Source organism: Nitrospira defluvii, assembly GCF_905220995.1.
In the GTDB taxonomy this organism is placed as follows: Bacteria; Nitrospirota; Nitrospiria; order Nitrospirales; family Nitrospiraceae; genus Nitrospira_A; species Nitrospira_A defluvii_C.
The window spans coordinates 26,351-47,140 of the sequence record NZ_CAJNBJ010000002.1; the positions used below are offsets into that span (position 1 = coordinate 26,351).

15 protein-coding genes and 1 pseudogene are annotated in these 20,790 nt (G+C 59.9%); 3 read left to right on the forward strand and 13 right to left on the reverse strand.

Annotated elements, in window-relative coordinates; translation table 11 throughout:
- Positions 1-123 precede the first annotated feature (123 nt).
- Positions 124-489 (reverse strand): hypothetical protein, encoded by a 366-nt coding sequence (locus KJA79_RS07495; RefSeq protein WP_213041416.1) that lies wholly within the window; start codon positions 487-489, stop codon positions 124-126.
- Positions 490-873: 384 nt separating this feature from the next.
- Here KJA79_RS07495 and KJA79_RS07500 point away from each other — a divergent pair, with 384 nt between their 5' ends.
- Together KJA79_RS07500 and KJA79_RS07505 are read left to right on the forward strand one after the other, a co-directional pair.
- Positions 874-1,374, forward strand: coding sequence for a PilZ domain-containing protein (locus KJA79_RS07500; protein ID WP_213041417.1), 501 nt, complete (start codon positions 874-876; stop codon positions 1,372-1,374).
- A gap of 139 nt (positions 1,375-1,513) precedes the next feature.
- Positions 1,514-2,131 carry an acetate uptake transporter gene (locus KJA79_RS07505; RefSeq protein WP_213041418.1) on the forward strand — a complete coding sequence of 206 codons (618 nt, stop codon included), beginning with the start codon at positions 1,514-1,516 and terminating at the stop codon, positions 2,129-2,131.
- Between the two features lie 4 nt (positions 2,132-2,135).
- On the opposite strand, the gene KJA79_RS07510 is transcribed toward KJA79_RS07505, so the two are convergent.
- The 5 genes from KJA79_RS07510 to KJA79_RS07530 form a co-directional block, all read right to left on the reverse strand.
- Positions 2,136-2,855, reverse strand: coding sequence for an SDR family NAD(P)-dependent oxidoreductase (locus KJA79_RS07510; protein ID WP_213041419.1), 720 nt, complete (start codon positions 2,853-2,855; stop codon positions 2,136-2,138).
- A gap of 156 nt (positions 2,856-3,011) precedes the next feature.
- The gene (locus tag KJA79_RS07515; RefSeq protein WP_213041420.1) at positions 3,012-6,044 is read right to left on the reverse strand and encodes a PAS domain-containing hybrid sensor histidine kinase/response regulator; all 3,033 of its coding nucleotides are present in this window, start codon (positions 6,042-6,044) and stop codon (positions 3,012-3,014) included.
- A gap of 249 nt (positions 6,045-6,293) precedes the next feature.
- Positions 6,294-9,824, reverse strand: coding sequence for an ATP-binding protein (locus tag KJA79_RS07520; protein WP_213041421.1), 3,531 nt, complete (start codon positions 9,822-9,824; stop codon positions 6,294-6,296).
- Complete coding sequence (locus KJA79_RS07525) at positions 9,821-11,080, reverse strand: metallophosphoesterase family protein (RefSeq protein WP_213041422.1); 1,260 nt, start codon at positions 11,078-11,080, stop codon at positions 9,821-9,823. Before KJA79_RS07525 ends, KJA79_RS07520 begins: the two co-directional genes overlap by 4 nt.
- Positions 11,081-11,164: 84 nt before the next feature.
- The gene (locus KJA79_RS07530) at positions 11,165-11,479 is read right to left on the reverse strand and encodes a hypothetical protein (RefSeq protein ID WP_213041423.1); all 315 of its coding nucleotides are present in this window, start codon (positions 11,477-11,479) and stop codon (positions 11,165-11,167) included.
- 63 nt (positions 11,480-11,542) lie between these two features.
- On the opposite strand from KJA79_RS07530, the gene KJA79_RS07535 reads away from it, so the two are divergent.
- Positions 11,543-12,130 (forward strand): sigma-70 family RNA polymerase sigma factor, encoded by a 588-nt coding sequence (locus KJA79_RS07535; RefSeq protein ID WP_213041424.1) that lies wholly within the window; start codon positions 11,543-11,545, stop codon positions 12,128-12,130.
- 28 nt (positions 12,131-12,158) lie between these two features.
- Here the strand turns inward: KJA79_RS07535 and KJA79_RS07540 are convergent, their stop codons facing one another.
- The 7 genes and pseudogenes from KJA79_RS07540 to KJA79_RS22790 form a co-directional block, all read right to left on the reverse strand.
- Entirely contained in the window at positions 12,159-13,652 is a 1,494-nt protein-coding gene (locus KJA79_RS07540; protein WP_213041425.1) for a type I restriction enzyme endonuclease domain-containing protein, read from the reverse strand.
- A gap of 170 nt (positions 13,653-13,822) precedes the next feature.
- Positions 13,823-14,413 (reverse strand): DEAD/DEAH box helicase family protein, encoded by a 591-nt coding sequence (locus KJA79_RS22945; protein ID WP_213041426.1) that lies wholly within the window; start codon positions 14,411-14,413, stop codon positions 13,823-13,825.
- On the reverse strand, positions 14,413-15,582 hold the full coding sequence (locus tag KJA79_RS07550) for a type I restriction endonuclease (protein ID WP_213041427.1): 1,170 nt from the start codon (positions 15,580-15,582) through the stop codon (positions 14,413-14,415). Before KJA79_RS07550 ends, KJA79_RS22945 begins: the two co-directional genes overlap by 1 nt.
- Positions 15,579-16,472: a nucleotidyl transferase AbiEii/AbiGii toxin family protein gene (locus KJA79_RS07555; protein WP_213041428.1), complete on the reverse strand. Its 894-nt coding sequence runs from the start codon at positions 16,470-16,472 to the stop codon at positions 15,579-15,581. The genes KJA79_RS07550 and KJA79_RS07555 overlap by 4 nt, the downstream gene beginning before the upstream one ends.
- A complete protein-coding gene (locus KJA79_RS07560; RefSeq protein WP_213041429.1) occupies positions 16,459-17,259 on the reverse strand; it encodes a type IV toxin-antitoxin system AbiEi family antitoxin domain-containing protein in 801 nt (266 codons plus the stop codon). The genes KJA79_RS07555 and KJA79_RS07560 overlap by 14 nt, the downstream gene beginning before the upstream one ends.
- A gap of 116 nt (positions 17,260-17,375) precedes the next feature.
- The gene (locus KJA79_RS07565; RefSeq protein ID WP_213041430.1) at positions 17,376-18,533 is read right to left on the reverse strand and encodes a restriction endonuclease subunit S; all 1,158 of its coding nucleotides are present in this window, start codon (positions 18,531-18,533) and stop codon (positions 17,376-17,378) included.
- Positions 18,530-20,647 (reverse strand): annotated as a pseudogene (locus tag KJA79_RS22790) (class I SAM-dependent DNA methyltransferase). Before KJA79_RS22790 ends, KJA79_RS07565 begins: the two are co-directional and overlap by 4 nt.
- Between the last annotated feature and the right edge of the window lie 143 nt (positions 20,648-20,790).

A 20,790-nucleotide genomic window follows, 5' to 3' on the forward strand; every position in this document is an offset into this window, starting at 1 on the left:
AGGCAGGGGACTGAAAATCAAACACCGGACAGGAGGCGGAGGACACCGCAAGGCATGGACTTCGCTGACAGTCACCGACCATGCCTTGCGGCACCTGGCGGCCGTTCGAGCAGATCGAAGCCGCTATTGAGGCGAGGCCTGCACCTTGGTCGCCTCCTTCACAGGGGGATCGATGACGATGTTCGGCCCCTGCACCTTCGGCAACACACCGGCGCCCGGTTTCTCCAACACCCGGAGATTTTGGTCGTTGCTCGACAGTTTTTGCGACACGTGTCGTTCATCGAAGGCGGCCGCCCCGATCAACGCCGACTCCCCGCTCGCGTTGGTGCGGCCTGGATCATTGGCGAGTGACTGCCCGTTGACCGGATCACTCGCCTTTCCCATCGGGTAGCCCGGATGCTTCGGCAGCAGAGCCGGATTCCCGAACACCGGGGAACCGGCCAGGACCAGACTCAACGCTCCTGTGTATATGAGTAATGAGCTTTTCATCACAACACCTCCCTGATGACCGGTGAAACCACCACGCCCTCAGACAGAAAAAGTCTGAGGGGCGCACTCCTGATCCGGCTGGAGGACATGACGGCGGGTGAGGGATAGGGTCACCCCGGCTTCATAATGACCTCCAGGGATTCTAGTAGCTTCTGCCGGAGCGGCAGGCCTAGTCAAGCGGAGGAAAACCGGCCAGGCAAGCCGGCCAACCGCATCAGGATCGAGAAGGGGCGATTCTCGCCGCATATCCGGCGCCCTGCAGGAGAGTACTGGGCACGACCATAGATGCCGTTAGGCCATCAGGAGGGCCTAGGCCTAGGGATTTCCCCAACGCCGAATGGTCGGGGACATTATCCTGATCGCACCCCAGAAGAGCGGCGTGGTATGTCATTCCGCTGGAACAATTACCGCCCGCACAGGCTCCTCGTCACTCACGACAGCGTCACGCGACAGGTCTCCGCTGCTGGTGCCGGTTCCGCGCGATTGGTGTTGCTGTCGCAGGGACATGAGGTGCCACGAGGCAACCCCGGCACGGATAGCCGCAAGGACATACAGGACTCCATGACCATGATGGTGCACTATCGGGTGTCCCTCTCTGCCAGTTCAACCAGCGCCGGCGAGGGTCGACTACTGGACCTTTCGGCGGAAGGCTGCCGGATCGAGACACAACAGGAACTGCCCGTCAACACCTACCTTTCGCTGCGGCTGATCATTTCACCAAAAGAGATGCCGGTCCTCGTGGATCTGGCCGCCGTGCGATGGAGCCGTGGAACCGTTTGCGGCATCCACTTTCTCTCTCTCCAGCCGTTACAGACCGCACGGCTGAAAACCTTTCTCGCCTCCGCCACGCCACCCAGTCCCCCGAACACCCCCGACCAAGGCTAGGTCGTCTGCACCCAGACTCTCGCGCCCCCCTAGGATTTTCCCTTGCCTTTTTTGTGCCGCTCTTGCATTCTTGGTCCGCCCCTAGAGATAACCCTAGGTCAATCCAAAGTCCCATCGACCACCCGAGAGGAACGATGTCATGAACGAAGAAAATCAGATTCGGCGCATAGACGTGCTGGCAATCGGTCTTTTCGGACTGGCGGTCGGCGCACTGACGCTCGGGGTAGCGCAGCTTGGTTGGATTCAGCACAAAAACATGGTGGGAGCCCTGGTAATCGCTCTGATCTTCGGCGGGGTGGTGCAAGTCCTCGCCGGCATTACCGACATTCGCTACAACGAACAATTGGGCGGCACCGCGTTAACGATGTACGGGTTCCTCTGGATCACGCTTTGCACCGTCAAACTCGTGAGCGCCAACACCACGTTTCAATTCGATGCCGTGTTGTATGCCCCGATCAATCTGGTTTACGCGGTCTTCTCTGCCGTCATGATTTTTCTGACAGCCTACCGGAATCTCACACTCAGCGCCCTGCACGTCATCATTACCCTGACGTTTCTAGCGACCACCTTCGCCCGCCTGGACTTCATCAGCGAGTTATTGCCGGGATGGGGCCATATCATCGTCGGCCTGATGGCCTTTTATCATGCAGTCGGTAGCCTGACGCAGGCTTTCACGGGGAGATCCATCCTCCCACTCGGGCCACCGCTCCTGTTTCACACACACAAGCACGTTCATTCAATCGCCAAGGTGATGTAAGCCGCTACCAATCCGCGCCGAGCCGATCGACCACGATCTGGTGCACGACCGCCTGCGGCCCAAGACAGGCCAAATAGAGAGCCGTTTCGGCGATATCGAAGGGATCGATCTTGTCGCTGGCAGCTCTCACGTCCGCCGTCGCATCCACTAGTTCGTCGGCCACGCCGCCAGGACAAATGGCGCTGGCCTTGATGCGGTGCTCGCGGCCCTCATCAGCCAGCGACTTCGTCAGTGCCATGATCGCATGTTTCGATGCACTGTAGGTGCCGGTTCCCCGCCAAGCCTGCACACCGGCCACACTCGACATATTGATGATCGTACCTCCTCCCTGCTGTTTCATCTGGGCAAATCCCGCACGACAGCAGAAGAAGGTGCCGCGCACGTTGGTCCGCATCACCTCATCAAACTCGTCAGTGGTGGTGTCCGCAATCCACCGGCCACCGAAAATTCCGGCATTGTTTACGAGGATATCGAGCCGCTGATAGCGACGAACGGTCTCCGCGACCAGCTGCTCGACTTGCGACTCCTCGGCCACATCGGTTTGGAACGCCACCGCCCTCCCGCCGCCCGCTTCAATTTCCACGACGGTTTCTTGGCACTTATCGAGTCGTCGCGCCGCGACGATCACCGTCGCCCCTTCCTGAGCAAACCGTAAGGCAATCGCCTTGCCGATGCCGCTGCTGCTGCCGGTCACAATCGCGATCTTGTCTTTCAGATGTGCCATATTCGTTCCTCTCGTTGCGCATGCTCTCCCACCCGTCGATGGACGCTTCTGCATCGCCCCCACTCACGATCGACGTAGGTTAGGGCACCTTGTGGTCACGGAACAAGATCCGCCGAGGAAAAAGAAAGTGGTTACCACCAAGAGGAGAGGAGACGTTCAGCGACTGCTGTAGAGACCCTTTCTGAGCCATCGTCGCAAGATCGCCTCAAGCAGGTTGAATTGCAGGGGTTTGATCAGGCAGTCATCCATTCCAGCCGCCATCCATTTCTCTCGATCACTAGGCTGGGCGAGGCCGGTCAACGCGATGATGGGCACCCGAGGACGCTGGCCTTGGCTGCGTCGAATCATGGCGGCTGCCTGGTACCCCCCTAGATCGGGCATCTGGCAATCCATGAAAATCAGATCGTAGGCAGTCGTCTGTGCGGCCGCGATGGCTGCTTGCCCGCTGCCTACCACATCGACTAGGCACCCCAGCCGCTCCAGAAGAGAGACCGCGATTACTTGGTTGAGTTCCTGATCGTCCACGACCAACAAACGCGGCCGGTCATGATCGGTCTGTTCCTGAAGACTATGACGGGTGATGAGCGGCCGCGTCGCGCCTTCCTGACCATCGGGCCTGGCCGGGCCCACCTTGAGCAAAGTCGCCAGGCAGCGCCAGAGAGCCGACTGGTGAATCGGCCTGGTCAGATAGGCAGACACACCGGCATCCTGAGCCGCTTTTGCATCACCCCGTTGGCCGAAGGCCGTCACCACGATGACCGGAATGTTCCGCAGGACTGGATCGGCCTTCATAGCCTGAGCGAAGGCAGTCCCGTCGACACCGGACTGTTGCTCCTCAAGAATGGCCAGGTCGAAGGGCCGCTCTTCCAGGACTGCGTTGCGCATGAGGACGACGGCCTCAGCCCCGTCTTTCACCATAGTCCCCTGCATGCCCCGATCGGCGATGGAACGTAACAGCAACGTCTGGCTCGCCCCCGGCTTCCCCACCAGGCAGACGCGCCGACCGTCGAGCGCGGGAAGCAAGGCCGCCTCCCTTTCCCCCGTGGCGGCAGCCTTCGTCAGACGAACCGTGAACCAGAATCGGCTCCCCTTGCCGCGGGTACTTTCCACCCCGATCTCACCGCCCATCAGTTCCGTCAAACGTTTGCAGATCGCCAGGCCCAGGCCTGTGCCGCCATATTTTCGTGCATTCGAGCCATCCACCTGGCTGAACGTCTGAAACAACCTGGTCCGGCCTTCCGGGCTGATCCCGATCCCCGTGTCCGTCACCTCCCCACGCAACAACACCTCGTTGCCCGTCTCCTGGACCACCGTCAGTCGTAGCACCACTTCCCCGGAATCGGTGAATTTGACGGCGTTCCCGAGCAGGTTCGTGAACACCTGCCGCAAACGGCCGGGGTCCCCGCAGACGGCCGACGGCACCGCCGCATCAACGAGCCCCACCAGGTCGAGCCCCTTGCGCTGGGCTTGCTCCGCGAGCAGATCCAGCGTGTCCTCGATCAGGTTTCGCAGATCAAAATCGACCCGTTCCAAGATCAGGCGCCCGGCCTCGATTTTTGAGAAATCAAGAATGTCGTTAATGATCATGAGCAGGTGGTCGCCGCAGTTACGAACCGTCTCCGCATACTCCCGTTGCTCTGCGGTCAAGACGGTCTCGAGAAGCAGCCCGTTCATTCCGATCACACCGTTCATCGGAGTCCGGATTTCATGACTCATCGTCGCCAGAAATTCCGACTTGAGCCTCGCCGCTTCCATCGCCTGGTCGCGGGCCTGAGCTAAGGCGACTTCAGCCTGTTTGCGCTCAGTGATATCCGTGGCGACCCCGCCGATTCCATAGGGGACCCCGTCGAGATTCATGAGAGGGAATTTAAAGACGATGCTCGTGTGTGGACCGTCGTCGTGAAGCGCCACCTCCTCAAACTGGAGCGCGTGTTTCGTCTCAAACACCAAGCGGTCGTTCGCCCGGAAAGTAGCGGCCTGAGCGGCTGGAAACAGCTCCGCATCCGTCCTGCCGATAGTCTGCTCGCGGGTAAGGTGGAATGTGTGCTCAAACTGTCGGTTGATGTCGAGGTACCGGCCCTCAGGATCCTTGAGAAAAATAAGTGCGGGGCTGTGATCAAGAATGGCCCGCAGCTGCGCCTCACTGCCCGCAAGTTTCAGCTCCATTTCTTTCCGGGCCGTGATATCCATAACGGTGCCCAACATGCGACTGGGCATGCCGTCGGCCCCATGCAGCACATCGCCCCGGCACGCCACCCAATGTACCGTCCCATCAAGCCAGACAATGCGATGTTCGATCCGGTATTCCGCATTCGTCTCCATGGACTGCGCGATGGCCAGGAGCAGGCGGTCACGGTCCTGTGGATGGACCAGGTTCAGATAGGCCTCATAGGTGCCGGCAAAGGACCCGCGGGAGAAGCCGAAGATCGCAGACACATTGTCCGACCATTGCACGGCATTTGAGCGGATATCCCAATCCCAAATCCCCAATTGCGCCGCCTTTAGGGCAAGACGCAGCCGCTCTTCACTCACCTGCAAGGCCGCTTCCGCTCGCTTCCGGTCCGTCACATCGATGGCGACGCCGCCGACATAATGCTTCCCTGCCCGATCCTGAAACGGAAATTTGAACGACCACCAGTCGCGGAGGGTTCCGTCCGGATCCGGAGCGGCTTCCACGAATTCCTTCGGCAGACCGTCTGCCAGCACCGCCTGATCGTGCTTCTGAAGCCGCTGAGCGATCTCGCGGGGAAACATCTCCCCAGCCGTCCGTCCCAACCACTGCTCCTGCGTGAGCTGAAATCGGCGCGCGAAGACCTGGTTCACATAGACATGCCGGCCTGCCGCATCCTTCATCCACGCAATGGCCGGACTATGGTCCATAAATTCCCTGAACCGCTCTTCGCTCTGCCGCAAGGCTTCCTCAGCCTGAGTCCGCGCCGCGAGGTCCTGCGCACGGTCGCGCGCCGTATCCGCTATCTCACGCTCCAACGCACGCATGCGCTTGGCGAGCGACAGGACCGCAGGGGCCACCATCAGCGAGATGAGGCCTGCCGTAAAGGGATAATCCCAGGTGATATGTCCGTGAATAAGTCGACTGATGAGGAGACTAAAGAGGCAGGAAAGCACAACCGCGACCAGGACGAAGCGCCAAAGGCTTCCGTGGCCGAACCGGATCAGCAAAGACGCCATACCTTCCCGCGATCTTTCAAGAGTGAATCCTCACGCATGAGGTTCCCAGAAGCAGTCGAATCGACATGGCACAATGCCTGTCGGCACCGGTTCGTCGCGGGAGAATAGCAGTCTCACCGACGCGTTTCAAATTCTCGATCATGAAGGCCCCTCTTCTGCATCCTCTCTGTCCCAGATCTCTACGGTCGAAACTGAGCAGGCCGGCAACAACCGCCTTGAGCGCAGAATCCTGCGTGACTGTTGTTTGTCTCACAACGTGTGTGCGACGAAGGCGTGCCGGCCGAGAGCCGCCTTAGCGATGTCCATGAGATGGCGGTGGTGCGTGAACAACATGACCTGACTCCCCTCGGCAAAACGAGCCAGGGCCCGCAGGATGTTCGCCGCGCGTTCGTCATCCGAGGTGATCAGGGTATCATCCAGCACCAGGGGCATGGCCGGATGAGACGGACGCCGCAATTCCAGCGCCGCCAGTCGGAGCGCCAGGTACAATTGATCGGCAGTGCCTTCGCTCATCTGCTCAATTCCGATCGTCACACCCCCGGCCCGCCGAGCACAGAGCATCGGCTTGTCCCCACGCTCGTCCGTCACCAGCCGTTCGTAGACGCCGCCCGTCATGAGTGAAAAATAGGTGGACGCGTTGGCCATCATGGGAGCCTGCGCCCGTTCTCGAAAACGGCGCAAGGCTGCCTGGAGCAAGACGCGCGCCAGTTTCAGCCTGGCCCATGGTCTCAAAGCCGCGCGATACCGGGCCGCGGCGGCTTCCATCGCTTCCCTCGCCAACGCTGCTCGATCAGACGCATCGATGGCCTCCAACGCCCGGCGAGACTGCTCCTCAGTCCGACGAGCGGTGGATTGCACCTCCTCACTGGTCTTGATGGCGGCACGGCATTGCTCCCGCTGGCTCTCGATGGTCACCGCGTCACGACCAGCCAGACAATGACGCAATTCTTGCTCCGAACGCGAAGAGGCTGCCGCGAGTTGCTGCTTCACTTGAGCCAACGCCCGGCCTGCCTCGCGCTTGCGAAACGCCGCCTCTTCACATTGCGGCAACGACTCGACACCTGCAACCCCGGCAGCAGCGCAGAGCCTGGACAGCGTCGCCTGTTGCGCCGCCTGTTCCAATGCCGCACGCCGTCGCTGATCGACGGCCTTTCGCTGATCACGGATGAGGGTCCCGCGTTCTTGCTCAGCGGCCCTCGCCGCAATCAACCTGCCGCGCAAACGATCCGTAAAGTCCTCGACCGCCGCAGGCGCCGGTTCCCCCAGCAAGGCCGCCACCTGCCGCGATTGCGCGACCAGGTCATCGAGAATGGTCTGCGCCTGTGCCTGCCGCTGGCGCGCCTCACTCAAGGCCGCAGCTTGACGCGCCAGGCTGTCCAATTCATCAAGCCGCACCTTGACGGCATCCGGCACCGTCTCGGATGAGAGAAACAGCCGCGTATGCCACTCCCGCAACGCCGCTCGATGATGCTGTAACCTGATCTCGGTCTCGGCGATCGACCGGTTCACCTGTTCACGTTCGACCCTTCTGGCCTCTGCCGCCTGATGCCTGGCACTCCTTGCCGCATCCGCCTCCACCGCCTGCCGCTCCCACCGCAAGGCGTCCTCGATCAGCGCCGGTAGAGCTTGCACATGATTCACCGTCAGGTCGCCGACCGCATGCCCTAGCTCAGCAAGCGCACTCGTGAGGATTGAGACCGCGTCGTTCGTTTCCTCGCGCAGTCGCTCGCGATCAGCTCGAAGGGAACCCACGCGTTCAACCAGACGCAACGCGTCGAGCCTCCGCCCCTGCCATTCCCGTAACGGCTCCGGAGCCAGGTTCGGTAGCCCCGCGCCTCTTAACCGTCCGGCCCAGGCAATCAGGATGTCTTCACGGCCCCTCGTGAGCGTGGCGATCTGAAGATCGATGTCCGCGCTGCGTCTTTCCATCAACTCGATTCGCCCGGAACATTCTTCAAGACCGGCCGCTCGTTTCGCATCGGCGCGCAAGAGATCCGCTTGCCGATCCGCCTCGCCTACCGCCGCCTCGAAGGTCTCAGGGACGATCCTGGTCGTATCGAATCCCAGCGCCAGTTGATCGCGGTCCTGCACCAGATCGATGTAGGCGCGCCGGATGGCGGCCCAGGTTTCGTCACGTCTGACGCGGGCCTGACGCAACGTCTCCGCCGTCACCACCTCGCCCTCGGCGGCCAGTTGCCTCAGTCGCACTCGTTGTCCTTCCAGGTCGCGCTCCAACCGTTGCCGTTCCTCCAGCAACGTGCGCATCTGTTCATCCGAGTCGGCCAGGTCTTTTCTGGTCTGGGCAATCTGCGCATCTAGAAGAGGTTGTGTGGACCGCAACGCCCGATCGGACGGGAGGCCGACATCGGACAACGCCTGTTCCAGGGCCGGTTCAAGTTCACGGAGCTGCCGTTCCAATTCTCCATACCGCCGAACCACGTCACCCAGCGACTGCGCCTGCCGAAGGGCAGACGTGAGGCGCAATTTGGCAGCAGGATCATCCATGGGTGCTGAGATATCCCGATCCGCCTGCATCGCCTCGTCAAGCCGGCCTGCATGCTGGCGGTAATCCTCCAGTCGGTCGTTCAATCGACTCACCTGTGCCAGGTGATCGTCCAATACGAGTCGATCGGCGGCGGCAGGTACGGCTTCCAGCAATTGTCGCAATGCATGCCCAGGGGCCAGGCGCGCAGCGGATAGGGCAAGATCGGTCTCCAGCGCGGTGATCACCGCGGTACTCTGTTGCACCTCGGTCCGATGGCCGGCGGCCGCAGCCACCGACGTTGCCAACCGTTCGATCGCCCCCGCATGTGTAATCAACAGTGGCTCCACGACCAACGCCTTCAGCGCGAGCGCGCAACGTTCCTCCTCCGCCTCCGCCTCTCTGAGGCTGCGTTGCGCATGATCCAGCGCCTGTACCGCCGCCAGCCGTTCCTCCCTGGCCTGCTCGGGCAAATCAGGAACTCCGGTCAACGAGGCCAGGAGCGCCGAGACGGCCGCATGCTCTCGCAACAGGGGCTCGACCGTGCGCAGCTCGGTCAGCTCATGCTCCTGACGACGCAACGTCTCCAGCGTGCGAGTGACCTCCGCCAACGCCGAGACAGCCGCTTCATGCGCACGATTCAAGGTCTGCCATTCCGCCGGCCTCGTCTGCGCGTCTCGCCAGATCTGCCGCTGCTCATCGAGCCGACGGCGCGCCTCATTGATCACCGCGTTCTGCGCCCGGCCATGCGAACTGTAGAGTTTCTTCGCATCGACCTCCAACGAATCCAACAACCTCGCGATCCCGCCCGTTCCCGCGCTGGCCTCGAATAGAGCCGCCCCCACATCGCCCTCGCCGAGCAACAGGACCTGGCCGCCTTCGCGCAACCGGGCATGGTTGAGGCCGAACATGGCTTCGAATTCCCCCCGGTTCATCCCGCCGGTCAATTCAAGTTCATACGTGCCCGCCATGGGAAGGGCCGCGTCCGCCTGTTCCGTCTCGAGGTTGAGCCGCGAGAGGGTGGCCCCCTTGCCCTTGCGCCGCACAAACCCGACTCGTTCACCGGTCTGCGTGACAAAAATCCCGCCGATGCGCAAGTCGCCCGCCGCATGGACAAAATCATCAGGGCTGCGCAGGGGAATGCCGAATCGCAGATCGATCATGGCGCGTAAGGCCGACGACTTGCCTGCTTCGTTGGGGCCGTAAATCAGATGGAGATCGACAGGACCGGTCGAGAAATCCAAGGTCTTGGCAGTGAAGGGGCCAAACGCCTGGAGCAGAAGCTTGAGTAGTTTCATCGATCCGCACCGGAATCGGTCAGGCGCGCCAAGACCGTCGCCTCGGCATCCATCAGGAGGGACCTCAATTCCACCGGGTCGTCGAGCCTCGGCACATCGCCGACCGCCACCTCCTGCGGGACAGAGCCGAGCAGATCACCGAGTTCGTCCTGCGCCAGCTGGAGCAACTCCGCCTCGTCCCCGGCAATCGAATCCACGAGCCGGACCAGCTCACCCACGGCATCCTGACGCTCTGCGGCCCTGCCGCGATCCAGCGGCGTGGTGAGTTCCAACCGCACCTGCTCGATCCAAATTTCCGCCTCGCCGATATCCTGCGCCGCGCCGTACATGGCCGCGGCCAACGTGCCGGGCTGTGCCGCCTCCAGCCGGTGCAACTCCGTCGAGCCGGTCAGGGTCACGCGCACCGCGTGCAGGCGATCTCCGGCGCCCGCGAGCACAGGGTCGAGCGCCCGCCGAAAGGCCTCGCCCAACGCATCGAGCCGGTGAAGCCCATCGAGCGGCACAGCCACCTGACTCCAACGAACGACATCCAGCGCCAGGAACTCGCTCTCGATGCCCCCCGCCTCGACCGTCACCAGCTCGCAGCCTTTCGCACCGGTCTCCTTCGCATGGCGCCCCTGCAAGTTGCCGGGGAACACGATGCGCGGGCGCTCAGCGATCACTTCGCGCGCATGCACATGGCCAAGAGCCCAGTAGTCATAGCCCTTGTTGATCAACGTCGGCGAATCCGTCGGCGCATAGGTATCGTGCCCGGCGCGCCCCGTCAGACTCGTGTGCAACAGGCCGATATTGAAAAACCCGGGCACCGGCGGAGGGTAAGACGGAACCAGGTCTTCATCGACAGCCCGCTCCGGAAAGCTGCGGCCGTGAATCGCCACCGAAAGGTCGTCGAGTCGAATCGTCTGGGCGGTACGGGAGGAGAAAACCGTCACATGCTGCGGCAGAACCAACTGCTTCGAGATCACCCCCTGCGCATCGTGATTGCCCTGGACGATGAACACCCGAATGCCCGCCCGCCCGAGGCGAACCAGCTGCTCGCGAAAGAAGAGGCCCGTATGGAAGTCCTGCCAGTCGCAGTCGTAGATGTCCCCGGCGAACAATACGAAATCCACCCGCTCCGCCAACGCCCGATCCACGAGACGCTCGAACGCACTTCGCGTCGCCGTTCGTAACCGCGCCACGGGCGCGCCATCGTACCGGTCGAGGCCTCGCAGGGGACTATCGATATGAAGATCAGCCGCGTGGATAAAGCGCATGACGCATTGGGGTCCGAGGTTGTCTGATCACCGCCACGTCGTACGCCGTATGAGTTCCCGACGGGCGAGATGAACGCAGCGCGATCACGCATGATACGCGAGTGGCGAGGTCCTCACAATGCCGGCGCGTGGCTGTGCTTGTGACGATCCGAGTCCCGGCCCGCCGGAGTCCGGCGGGCCGGGACAGAACCGGCTTACCGTCCCGCGGTTCGCTTGCGGCAACCACATTGGCAATTGATCAGCGCGCAGCGACAGGCATTGGCCTGGCACCCGCAGGAACAAGACGCGCAATCGCAGGTTCCGCAACAGTCTGCCTTTGCGATCTTCTGCGAGGTGGATTTTTTCATATCGGCCATGGTCGGTCTCCTTTGATATGACGACGCGTGATTGCGTCGTCACAGAGGCTGACGGAGTGATCCCCGAAACCTTACAGTTCGCCGGAGAGTTTGGTAAGCTGCCGTCATGACGCAGGAATCCACACCATCGACGGCACTCTCACCGGAGGCCATTGCGCAGTTGGTCAAGGGACACCGCGAGTTCTTGTCGTTCCTGGAACGACGAGTGGAATCGAGAGCCGTGGCGGAGGACATTCTGCAATCGGCTTTTACTCGTGGATTGGAACGAGGGGCCGGGGTGGACGACGAAAAAGTGGTCGCCTGGTTCTATCGAGTGCTCCGCAACGCGGTGATCGATCACTACCGGCAACGGTCCACCGCCGAGCGGCTGACGGAAGCCTGGGCGAGGGAATTTCCGGATGTCCAGGAACCGGAGGCGGAACTGCGGCAGGAGATCTGTCAATGCGTATCGAGCCTGCTCGACACGCTCAAACCGGAATATCGCGACGCCCTGCGGATCGTGGATCTGCAAGAAGGCAAACTGAAAGACCTGGCGCAACAGTCAGGCATCACCCCCGAAAATGCGGCGGTTCGTGTGCATCGAGCCAGAGCGGCACTGCGTCGCCGGATCGAACAGGCCTGCGGCACCTGTTCCTTGCATGGGTGCCTGGATTGTTCGTGCGAGGCGGCAGGCGGGAAGGAGTGCGGAGGGTAAACGAACCTCCGCCTAACATTGCGGTGTGCTAGCGGCTACTGTCCTGGCGAGCCTGGCCCCAATGACCCGCCCTGCTCCGCTGCCAGACATAGTCGTACACTCGCCCCGCGACAACCTCGGTCTCGTCATCTGTAAACGGCGGGCGTGGCAGAGCTTGCCACAAACTATCCACAATGCAGACCTTCACCTCGGCCTGCGTCGTAGCGTTTTGAGTCCAGTTCGCCATCGCCTTGAGCAACTCCTGCAATGACTTGAGCAGCACCCTGCTCGCCTGTTTGAGCCTTTCACGGTCGGCCTTGGTGACGTCCTCCCTGAAAATCATTTGAAAGAGGACATACTCGTCCTGGCTCAACCCTTCTTCCGCTGCCTGCTTCTCCTCGGCGTCGAGACTGGTCGCAAGCGCAAATAATTCTGCAAAGGTCGCCTCGACAGTCGCCCGGTCTTTTTCGCGGTTATAGTCGGCAATAATGGCTTGGTACTTCTTGTAATAATCCATGTGCATGGGATTCCAAGCAAGCATTTGGGCCAGCTTCTGCTCCACGACCTCTCGAATGTCTTGGAGCGCAGCATGTTTCCGACGCACCTTGCGCGCGAACTCATCCCGCAACCGGCCCAAATCGATCACACTGAGATCCACCGTGAGCCCTTCCGCATGGTCATCTCCGGGAGCCGCCGCCCGAATGGCTTCATTGACGATCCGGTGCAATTCTTTCAGCACCTCGGTCACATCGGCGGTATCGCGCTTCTCCTGGAGTTTTTTATAAATGGCCTCAATATTGTCATGGCGTTCAGCATAGGCGAATACGCTCGGCTCCATGAGCAACGCCTTGAAGCAGATGAAGACCTGCCGCGCCATAATTTCGAACCGGCGTTTGGCTTCATCTGAGGTATAGAGGGCATCCACCGCATCACGCAACGCTTCGATGCGTGTGAACCCTGTGGCACCGTGAAGCCGGCTGGGATCAAACCCGAGACCAATGAGATGTTGTTCGGCTGCTTCAATGGCCTGAAGCAGAGCCAGCACCAACTCAACGATGGGGGCAACAACATCATCGGCCTCATCCTTCGCATCCTCATCACCCAGCGCATATTGAGCCAGCGCTTCGCGCAGGCTCTTGAGCATGCCGTTGTAATCGACAATCACGCCGCAACTTTTTCCGGGATAGATCCGGTTGGCGCGGGCAATGGCCTGCATGAGATTGTGGGCCTTCATCGGCTTGTCGAGATAAAGCGTTCCGAGGCACTCCACGTCGAAGCCGGTCAGCCACATCGCACAGACGATCGCGATGCGGAAAGGGTGCTCCGGGTCCTTAAAGGCGTCATCCACCGCCACTCGTCTACCGTCTTGGGTCTGGAATCCCCTCTTCATCACCAGGCGGTGCGGGATGATGTCGAAGTCCCACTTTTTGAAATCCCGAACTTCGTTTTGTGCTTCACTGATAACGATTTCGATGATGGTGCTTGCCATCCACTGTTCCTGCCCCCGCAGTCCATCGAGTTCCTTGCTCAGGCGTTCCCTCATATCCGGGTCGATCGCGTCGCCAGTTCCGTTTCCTTACTCAGAAAAGCGGCACGAACCAAGGTCAGTGCAGCGTTCCAGCGAGGCTGGATACGCTGGAACATTCGCGCACAGGTGATCTTGTCGATACAGACCAGCATCGACTTCCCGCTTTGCCAACGGGTGGAACAATGCTAAACGAAATCGTCGGCCAGCTTGTCGAGACGGTCGTCCGCGGTGATCACTTCATAGTCCTGGCCCAGCAGGCGTTCGAGCAAGGCTTCCTGGTCCGGATTCAGTTCAGCCTCTTCAATCTTTGCGGCGATTCGATCGTTCAGGTCCAGCCTGGCGAGTCCCAGCTTCTCGCCCCGGTTCTCATAGACGAGCCTGACGGTGGATTGGTCCTCCTCCGACCGTTTGAAATCGTAGCGGGAAATGTAGCTTCCGAAGATCCGCCGGGTGAGTTCGTCATGCTTGAAGAGCGGCGTGCCGGTAAAGCCGAGAAACGAGGCGTTGGGCAGGGCCAACCGCATGTTTCGGGCAAACTTCCCCGCCTGCGTCCGGTGGGCTTCATCCGAGATGACAATGATATCGTCGCGCTCGCTGTACGGGGCAGTAACCGGCTGATTGAACTTGTGGATCAGGCTGAAGACAAACCGGTGATTCCCGCGAAGAGTTTCTTGGAGCTCCTTCCCTGAGGCGACGCGCGGGGTCTTCTCGTCAGAGACGCCACAGCCGATGAAAGTGCGCCAGATCTGCTCGTCCAGGTCTTCCCGGTCGGTCATCACCAAAAAGGTAAAGTTACCGGGACCACGCGCCGCACCTTCTCCGCAAAAAACGCCATGGAATAAGACTTCCCGCTCCCTTGCGTGTGCCAGAACACGCCTAACCGTCCGAGATCAGGGTGTGCCCGTTTGAGGAGAGGAAGCTCTATCAGATCCTGTGACTGCGCGGGAGCGGCTGGTAGATAGGCCTGATCTTCCGGTACAGACTCAGCCGCGAGGGAGGGCCGTTCAATTGATGCCCGGTATTCGACAAGCCGCTGCTCCGGTGGATACTGTCGTTTCAGTTCCTCCTGGTGAATCACTGAACCCACCGCATTATTCACGCCGAGCACTTGATGATTGCGAGCAACCACCTTGCGCGTCCCGCCGGCCCGGCTCTCATCAAACAGGATGAAGTTCTCCACCAGATCGAGCAGCCGATCCTTGGCCAGCATTCCATCCAGAAGCGCCTCGGCATCCACGCGTGCCTGAGCCGACTCTGTATCGCGCTTCCATTCGACAAAATGTTCCCACTTGCTCGTGATCGAACCATAGCGGGCGCGATCGCCGTTGCTCACGACGAGAAACGCATTGTGGTGAAACGCATGGGCGATGCTGTGCGCACTCAGGTAATCGGTCAGGTTGTCGTCGAACCCGGCGCGGATGTTCCGATAGACCGCCTTCAGTTCGATAAAGACCAGCGGCAACCCGTTCACAAAGCAAACCAGGTCGGCCCGGCGGTTATAGTGCGGCACCAGCAGGCCCTGAATCTTGAGCTCGCGCACGGCCAGGAACCGGTTGTTCTCGGGAGCACGAAAGTCGATCACCCGGGCATGGGCATGGCAGGTTTCGCCTGAATCATCCCGCCACTCGACCGGGACACCGCCACGAAGAAACCCATACAACTCCCGGTTGTGCTGGATGAGCGATCGCGCGAAATCGGTGCGCGTCAGCGTTTCAACGGCCTGCTCTCTAACGGCAACTGGAAGATCGGGGTTCAATCGTGCGAGCGTCGCCTGAAGATCGCGCACCAATACAACATCTCGCTCGGATGAGCGCCCTAACAAGCCTTGCGGTCCGAAGGTCTCGGCATTGTAGGCATAGAGGCTTTCCCAGCCCAGCCGATCACGCAGATGGTCAGCGAAGGTCTGCTGAACCAGCCGGTCTTCGCTGTTGATGTCGGTGATCATGCTGCTGGCCCAACTGCTACTGCCACTTGGGCCACAAGACCGAATGCACGATCGAGATCGAATGCGCGAAGCTCGCCGACTCGAAGGACAGGTTTCAGGAACAGCTGGACCTGGTCTTGCAAGACCCTCAATCGCCTCTCTGACACATCGACAGGCTCGTTACCCGGCACAGCCAACTTGTCCCTGACCATGCGCAGCCACAACGATTCTGTGAGATCGACCTGAGAATGCTGAATTGCATAGTCGATATCAAAGTAGTCCCGCACTGCCGGCTCTCGACGGGTCATGGCGGCACGAAACTTCTCGGCCAACGCTTCCCGTTTGGCAATACACGAGAAAGGGATCGGTGCAACTAACGGCTTTCCCGAAAGCGGATTCTGGAGGATCGTGGCAACTCCGTGATTCTCGGACTGTTCGACCAGTGGTTCGCGCAGGCTGATTTCAATCTTAATCGTCTCCCTCCGACGGCGAAGCGGCGACTCATAACTCAGGCTGCCGACATACTGCCTGGAAGCATTGGCGCCTGTGAGCGGCTCCTCTTCACGAAATTCCGGCATGGCCTCGCACAGCATACGTATCGCCCGTTTCACCGGCTCGATCTTCCGGCTGCGCTCCGAACGCGGAGCATCGACCGGCAAAGAGATCGCGAAGTCGAGATCTTCACTCAGACGATAAAATCCCGCGTGCACTTTCGTCAGACAGGTGCCGCCTTTAAAAACCAAGTTTCCACCGGACAATCCGGAGAGATAGGTCAACACCACGCTGCAAAAATAATCCTTCTCGATCAAGGCCGACACGAATCCTTGTTGCGCCGAGGTAAACGCAATGGCCTCGGAGAAGAAGGCGGCATCGTGATGGTGGCGCAGCAACCGAGTCTCAGGTTCCCGCATTGTCCACGACCCCCCATCGGCGATTGATTGTGCCGCGTTTGGCTCTTGACGGAACGCAAGGAATACAACTCCTTGTAGGCTTCAACGCGCGTTCCAGCCTCTGGAGAAGCGACGCCTCAACCCCTTCTTGTTCGAGGCAGTACCCCATGCGTCTAATCGTTCCAACATCGCCGTACCGCAACGTGACCTGTACGAGGTCTCGCGCCGTCACACGTTGCTTCTTCAAATCGGCGCGGATCCATTCATACGCCCGTGGCAGCGAGCCGAAGCGAGACCAGTCGTAGACCGCATCGAGCAGAGTTCGCGCTCGTGAAGAATAGAGTCCCCGCTCGCCGTCCGCCGTCGCCGTTTCTTCAGTCGAACCCAGTCGTCGATCTGCCACCTTAATCAAGGTCAGCTGCACCGGGCCGACCTTGCGCTCACCATGCAGGCGATTGTTATAGACATAGATGCGATTCGGCACCTGCTCGTCATAGCCGTATCGATTGAAAGCGTTGGGACCACAGATCTGGTATCGTCCCTTCCGATCGCCGATGAGGGTATTGAGTGCGAGAATTTCCGAGGGAGCCCAGCTTCCGCCCAAAGGCAGGCGCTGAGGAATCAGATAAAGCCCCCGGCGCGCCTGCGCAATCATGCGGGCGGTTGAGAGCCGGGTGAACAGCTTGCTTTCCTGCTTGCGCGATATGCCGAGCGCTGTGGTCAAATCACCCGTTCGCAGGGTTCTCAGGCCGCGCATCTGCGCATAGGCAAACAGTTGGCGTTCGAGATTGCCGAGCGTCTGTTTCATGCGTGTACACTATTTCATCCAGATTCCCTGATAGGGAACTTGGATATAATAGTGTGCAATGTGGATTCATGCAACCAACGAACAGGGAATACGCTCCGTTTGTAATGTCGGAACGGTCAGATCGCAATCTCTCCGTTCATCAAACGCGGCAGCAGTAGATCGCGGGCGGCGCGAAGCTTTTCAATTTGTGCTGTCAATGAACCGATTTGCTGAAACAACGGGGCGGCAAATTCATCAAACGATCTGACAAGGGGTTTCGGCGGCATAAGAATTTCGGTTCGATGCACTGTTTTCCTATCAAGTGTCGGAACCGATGCCCCACCATTAAATTGCTTCAAGTCCATCTCACGCATCAGAAATAGCGTGAAGAGCGGCGGCACTCGGCGGAACTCTTTGACCCACAAAGCCGTGTTCAAGGGCCAGAAATCACCCTCAATGTAGCGCACCTCCCCGAGGGTTCCGCTTCTACCAGTAACAATCCCCGGCCCAACAACCTTCGCCTTGTTGTGAAAGCCATTGATACCGGTTGAGCCATAGATTGGTACGTCGCCATCTTCCCGATCCTGCACTGGCAAATCGAAACCACGCTGTAGAACTAATGCTGATTCAAATGGAACTTTTTTCCATCCCGCCGGCACGCCGTTGGTGATGCGGGTATGTTCATGGCCAGGGAAGCGGAGACGGACGAACCATTCGCGGTAGAGCTGCCGCGCCGCCTCCTCCAGCAGCGCCATCCGCCGTTTGTTATTCTCAATCAGGTCGTCGTAGGCGGACAAGATGTCGGCGATTGCCTCTTGAGCCACACGTGGGGGTAGTCCGAAACGGAATTCGGCAATCTGCTTACCGCTAACGTGTGGCACGCCGACACCGCGGGCGGCATTCTTTACATATGCGACGAAGTCGGAAGATGCGATCACATAGTAGAGAAATCTTTGGTCGAGGTCCCCTGTGGCACGGAGTCTTGCGACCCGTTGCACCACGAGCGCTTCCGGATCCGACTCGCCGATCCGAGCAAACTTGAGACCCGCAGGCACCCACGGCCGATCCATGGCCAGTACGATGTCGTCCCGCTGGAGTCGATAGCGGGCAAGATCATCAGCATCCTCACGCGGCCAGCGTTTCGAAATTTCCCAAAGAATCTCGCCTTGCCCCACGTTCTCGCCTTTCACCAAGGCGACATCGTCCGGGTCGTCGGTGAAGTGGGCGCTCTTGAAGGGGTAGCCGCTAAAGACTTCACAGAGAGCACCGAGCGCAACTTCGGGCCATCCTGTCATGCCCCTAACTCCTCGAAGTTCTCTTGAATCTTCGCGGCCAGCTCGACGGCTTCTTTGTTAAGATCAGCCAGCTCGGAGTGGATGTCGCGGAGGGTCTGTTCGAAGTCGAAGTCTTCGTCCTCTTCCGGCGGCGCGACGCCGACATACCGGCCGGGAGTGAGGCTCCAGTCGGCAGCCTCAATCTCTTTGCGGTTCACCAGCTTTACCAGACCCGGCACGGCCTGAAGCTCGGCTTTCGGAAAGCGGTCTTGCAGCCAGGCTACTTGCCGGTGGAAATACACTGCCTGCTTGAGTTGTTCGACAGCAGCCTTGCGCTCATCATCGAGCAGCTTGCCCGTTGCGCGTCGGTCGTAGGCTTCCGCAAGGACATCATCCGTCGCCAACTCAGCGCCCATGTCGGCATTGCGCGCGACAAGCTTGTAGAGCAGGTCCACCTGCTTGATGAGATCGCGGATGGATGTGGCGCTTGCGTCATAACTCTTACGGGCGCTGTGCTGCGCGTTGTTTTTGTCGGGCAAGGCCTTCGCGTATTTCTTGACGAAGTCGCCAAGAGCGGCGAGCAACTGTTTTCTGTCAATCTCATACAGCGACTGCGCCTCCCGCAGTTCGGTCACCGCCTCGGCAAGCACCTGTTTCTTCTCTCCGTCGAGCGTCTCATGTTTCTCCACGGCAGCGGCGAGACGGTCGAAACGCCCGCGCAACTCCGCGAGCCTGGCGTCGAAGATTGCCACTGCCGCTGGTATGGCAGCGCTCTCGGTGCAGACCCGGCCGATGTAGTCCCGGATGAGGGCCAGGAAGCGAGCCGTTTGGCCACGGTAGAGCCAGACAATGGCGGCAAGGTTCTGCATCTGTTCGGGCGAAAAATCATAGATTTTGCGCGTGACCTTCCGGTAGACGTTGCGCGCGTCAAGCATCAGGACTGTGTCTTTGCGGTCCGCCGGCTTGTCCCGGTCGAAGTGCCACAACTCGCAAGGGACGGTGCGAGTGTAGAAGAAGTTGGAGCGGATGGAAATCATCACATCGACATCGCCCGTCTCGACGATCTTCTGCCGGACTGTTTTCTCACCGTGACCGGCACTCGACGCCTGGGACGACATGACGAACCCGGCCCGCCCTTTCTTATTGAGGTAGCTCTAAAAATACGAGATCCAGAGGTAGTTGCCGTTGGAGACTTTCTTCGCCTTGTTCACGCCGGGCAGCCCGAAGGGAAGGCGCCGCTTGTCCTCCTCGGCTCGCACCGCATCCACCAGATCCACATTAAACGGCGGATTGGCCATGACAAAATCGCACGTGCCGACGAGGCTGTATTCGTCCTGGTAGTAGGTGATGGCCTCGGCGATTTTCCCTTCCAGCCCGTGCACGGCAAGGTTCATCTTGGCGATGCGGATGGTTTCTCGATTCTTCTCCTGGCCGTAGAAGATGACCTTCTTCGCCGTGTCGCCGCCTTCATGCTCGATGAAGTGGCTCGATTGCACGAACATGCCGCCGGACCCGCAGGCTGGGTCGAAAATAGTGCCATGGTTCGGCTCGATGACGTTGACGATCATCTGCACGATTGACGCAGGCGTGAAGAACTCGCCGTTGTCGTGCGCCTTCTGAATCGAGAATTTGGCGAGGAAGTATTCGTAGATGCGACCGAATACGTCGCCGGTGGCTTGCTTGATCTGCTCGCTGTTGAAGAGACGCATCAGATCTTCGAGCACCTTCGCCTCGAAGATGCCATAGTCTTTCGGGAGCACGCCCTTCAACGGCATGAACACATCTTCGATCGCCGTCATGGCGTTGGTTACCAGCGTGGGAAGACCGGAGGGATTGACGGTCGCCTCCGACATGATGTGGTCATAACGCGCTTCCACCGGAAGCCACAGCGCCCGCCGGCGGACATAGTCCTCAGGCAGGACCTTCCGCTTCGGCATCTTTCCGCTGGCTCGATCTGCATCAATCTGTTCAGTCGCGACATCGAAACGATTCTTCGCATGGCGCAGAAAAATCACGCCGAGGACCGGCATGAAATAATCGTTGGACGTCAGCTTGGAATTAGCCCGGAGGTTATCCGCCGCTTCCCAGAGTGAGGTTTCGAGTTTCTCGATATCTTTGAAGCTTCCGTCGGTCATATGATCCTTCGCGCTGATGCTCTGCCGCTGTAAGTACCTGTCCTTTTAGTTCCACGGGAGAATACTGCTTCGGCCGGCGCCACACAAGCGACTGCGCGAGAGTTTCTACCCTACCACCCTACCGTGACATCCGGGGTCACGAT

Bases quoted from the DNA above. Each gene is read 5' to 3' on its own strand.
- KJA79_RS07495 (WP_213041416.1), bottom strand. From the start codon at position 489: ATGAAAAGCTCATTACTCATATACACAGGAGCGTTGAGTCTGGTCCTG.
- KJA79_RS07500 (WP_213041417.1), top strand. From the start codon at position 874: ATGTCATTCCGCTGGAACAATTACCGCCCGCACAGGCTCCTCGTCACT.
- KJA79_RS07505 (WP_213041418.1), top strand. From the start codon at position 1,514: ATGAACGAAGAAAATCAGATTCGGCGCATAGACGTGCTGGCAATCGGT.
- KJA79_RS07510 (WP_213041419.1), bottom strand. From the start codon at position 2,855: ATGGCACATCTGAAAGACAAGATCGCGATTGTGACCGGCAGCAGCAGC.
- KJA79_RS07515 (WP_213041420.1), bottom strand. From the start codon at position 6,044: ATGGCGTCTTTGCTGATCCGGTTCGGCCACGGAAGCCTTTGGCGCTTC.
- KJA79_RS07520 (WP_213041421.1), bottom strand. From the start codon at position 9,824: ATGAAACTACTCAAGCTTCTGCTCCAGGCGTTTGGCCCCTTCACTGCC.
- KJA79_RS07525 (WP_213041422.1), bottom strand. From the start codon at position 11,080: ATGCGCTTTATCCACGCGGCTGATCTTCATATCGATAGTCCCCTGCGA.
- KJA79_RS07535 (WP_213041424.1), top strand. From the start codon at position 11,543: ATGACGCAGGAATCCACACCATCGACGGCACTCTCACCGGAGGCCATT.
- KJA79_RS07540 (WP_213041425.1), bottom strand. From the start codon at position 13,652: ATGAGGGAACGCCTGAGCAAGGAACTCGATGGACTGCGGGGGCAGGAA.
- KJA79_RS22945 (WP_213041426.1), bottom strand. From the start codon at position 14,413: ATGACCGACCGGGAAGACCTGGACGAGCAGATCTGGCGCACTTTCATC.
- KJA79_RS07550 (WP_213041427.1), bottom strand. From the start codon at position 15,582: ATGATCACCGACATCAACAGCGAAGACCGGCTGGTTCAGCAGACCTTC.
- KJA79_RS07555 (WP_213041428.1), bottom strand. From the start codon at position 16,472: ATGCGGGAACCTGAGACTCGGTTGCTGCGCCACCATCACGATGCCGCC.
- KJA79_RS07560 (WP_213041429.1), bottom strand. From the start codon at position 17,259: ATGAAACAGACGCTCGGCAATCTCGAACGCCAACTGTTTGCCTATGCG.
- KJA79_RS07565 (WP_213041430.1), bottom strand. From the start codon at position 18,533: ATGACAGGATGGCCCGAAGTTGCGCTCGGTGCTCTCTGTGAAGTCTTT.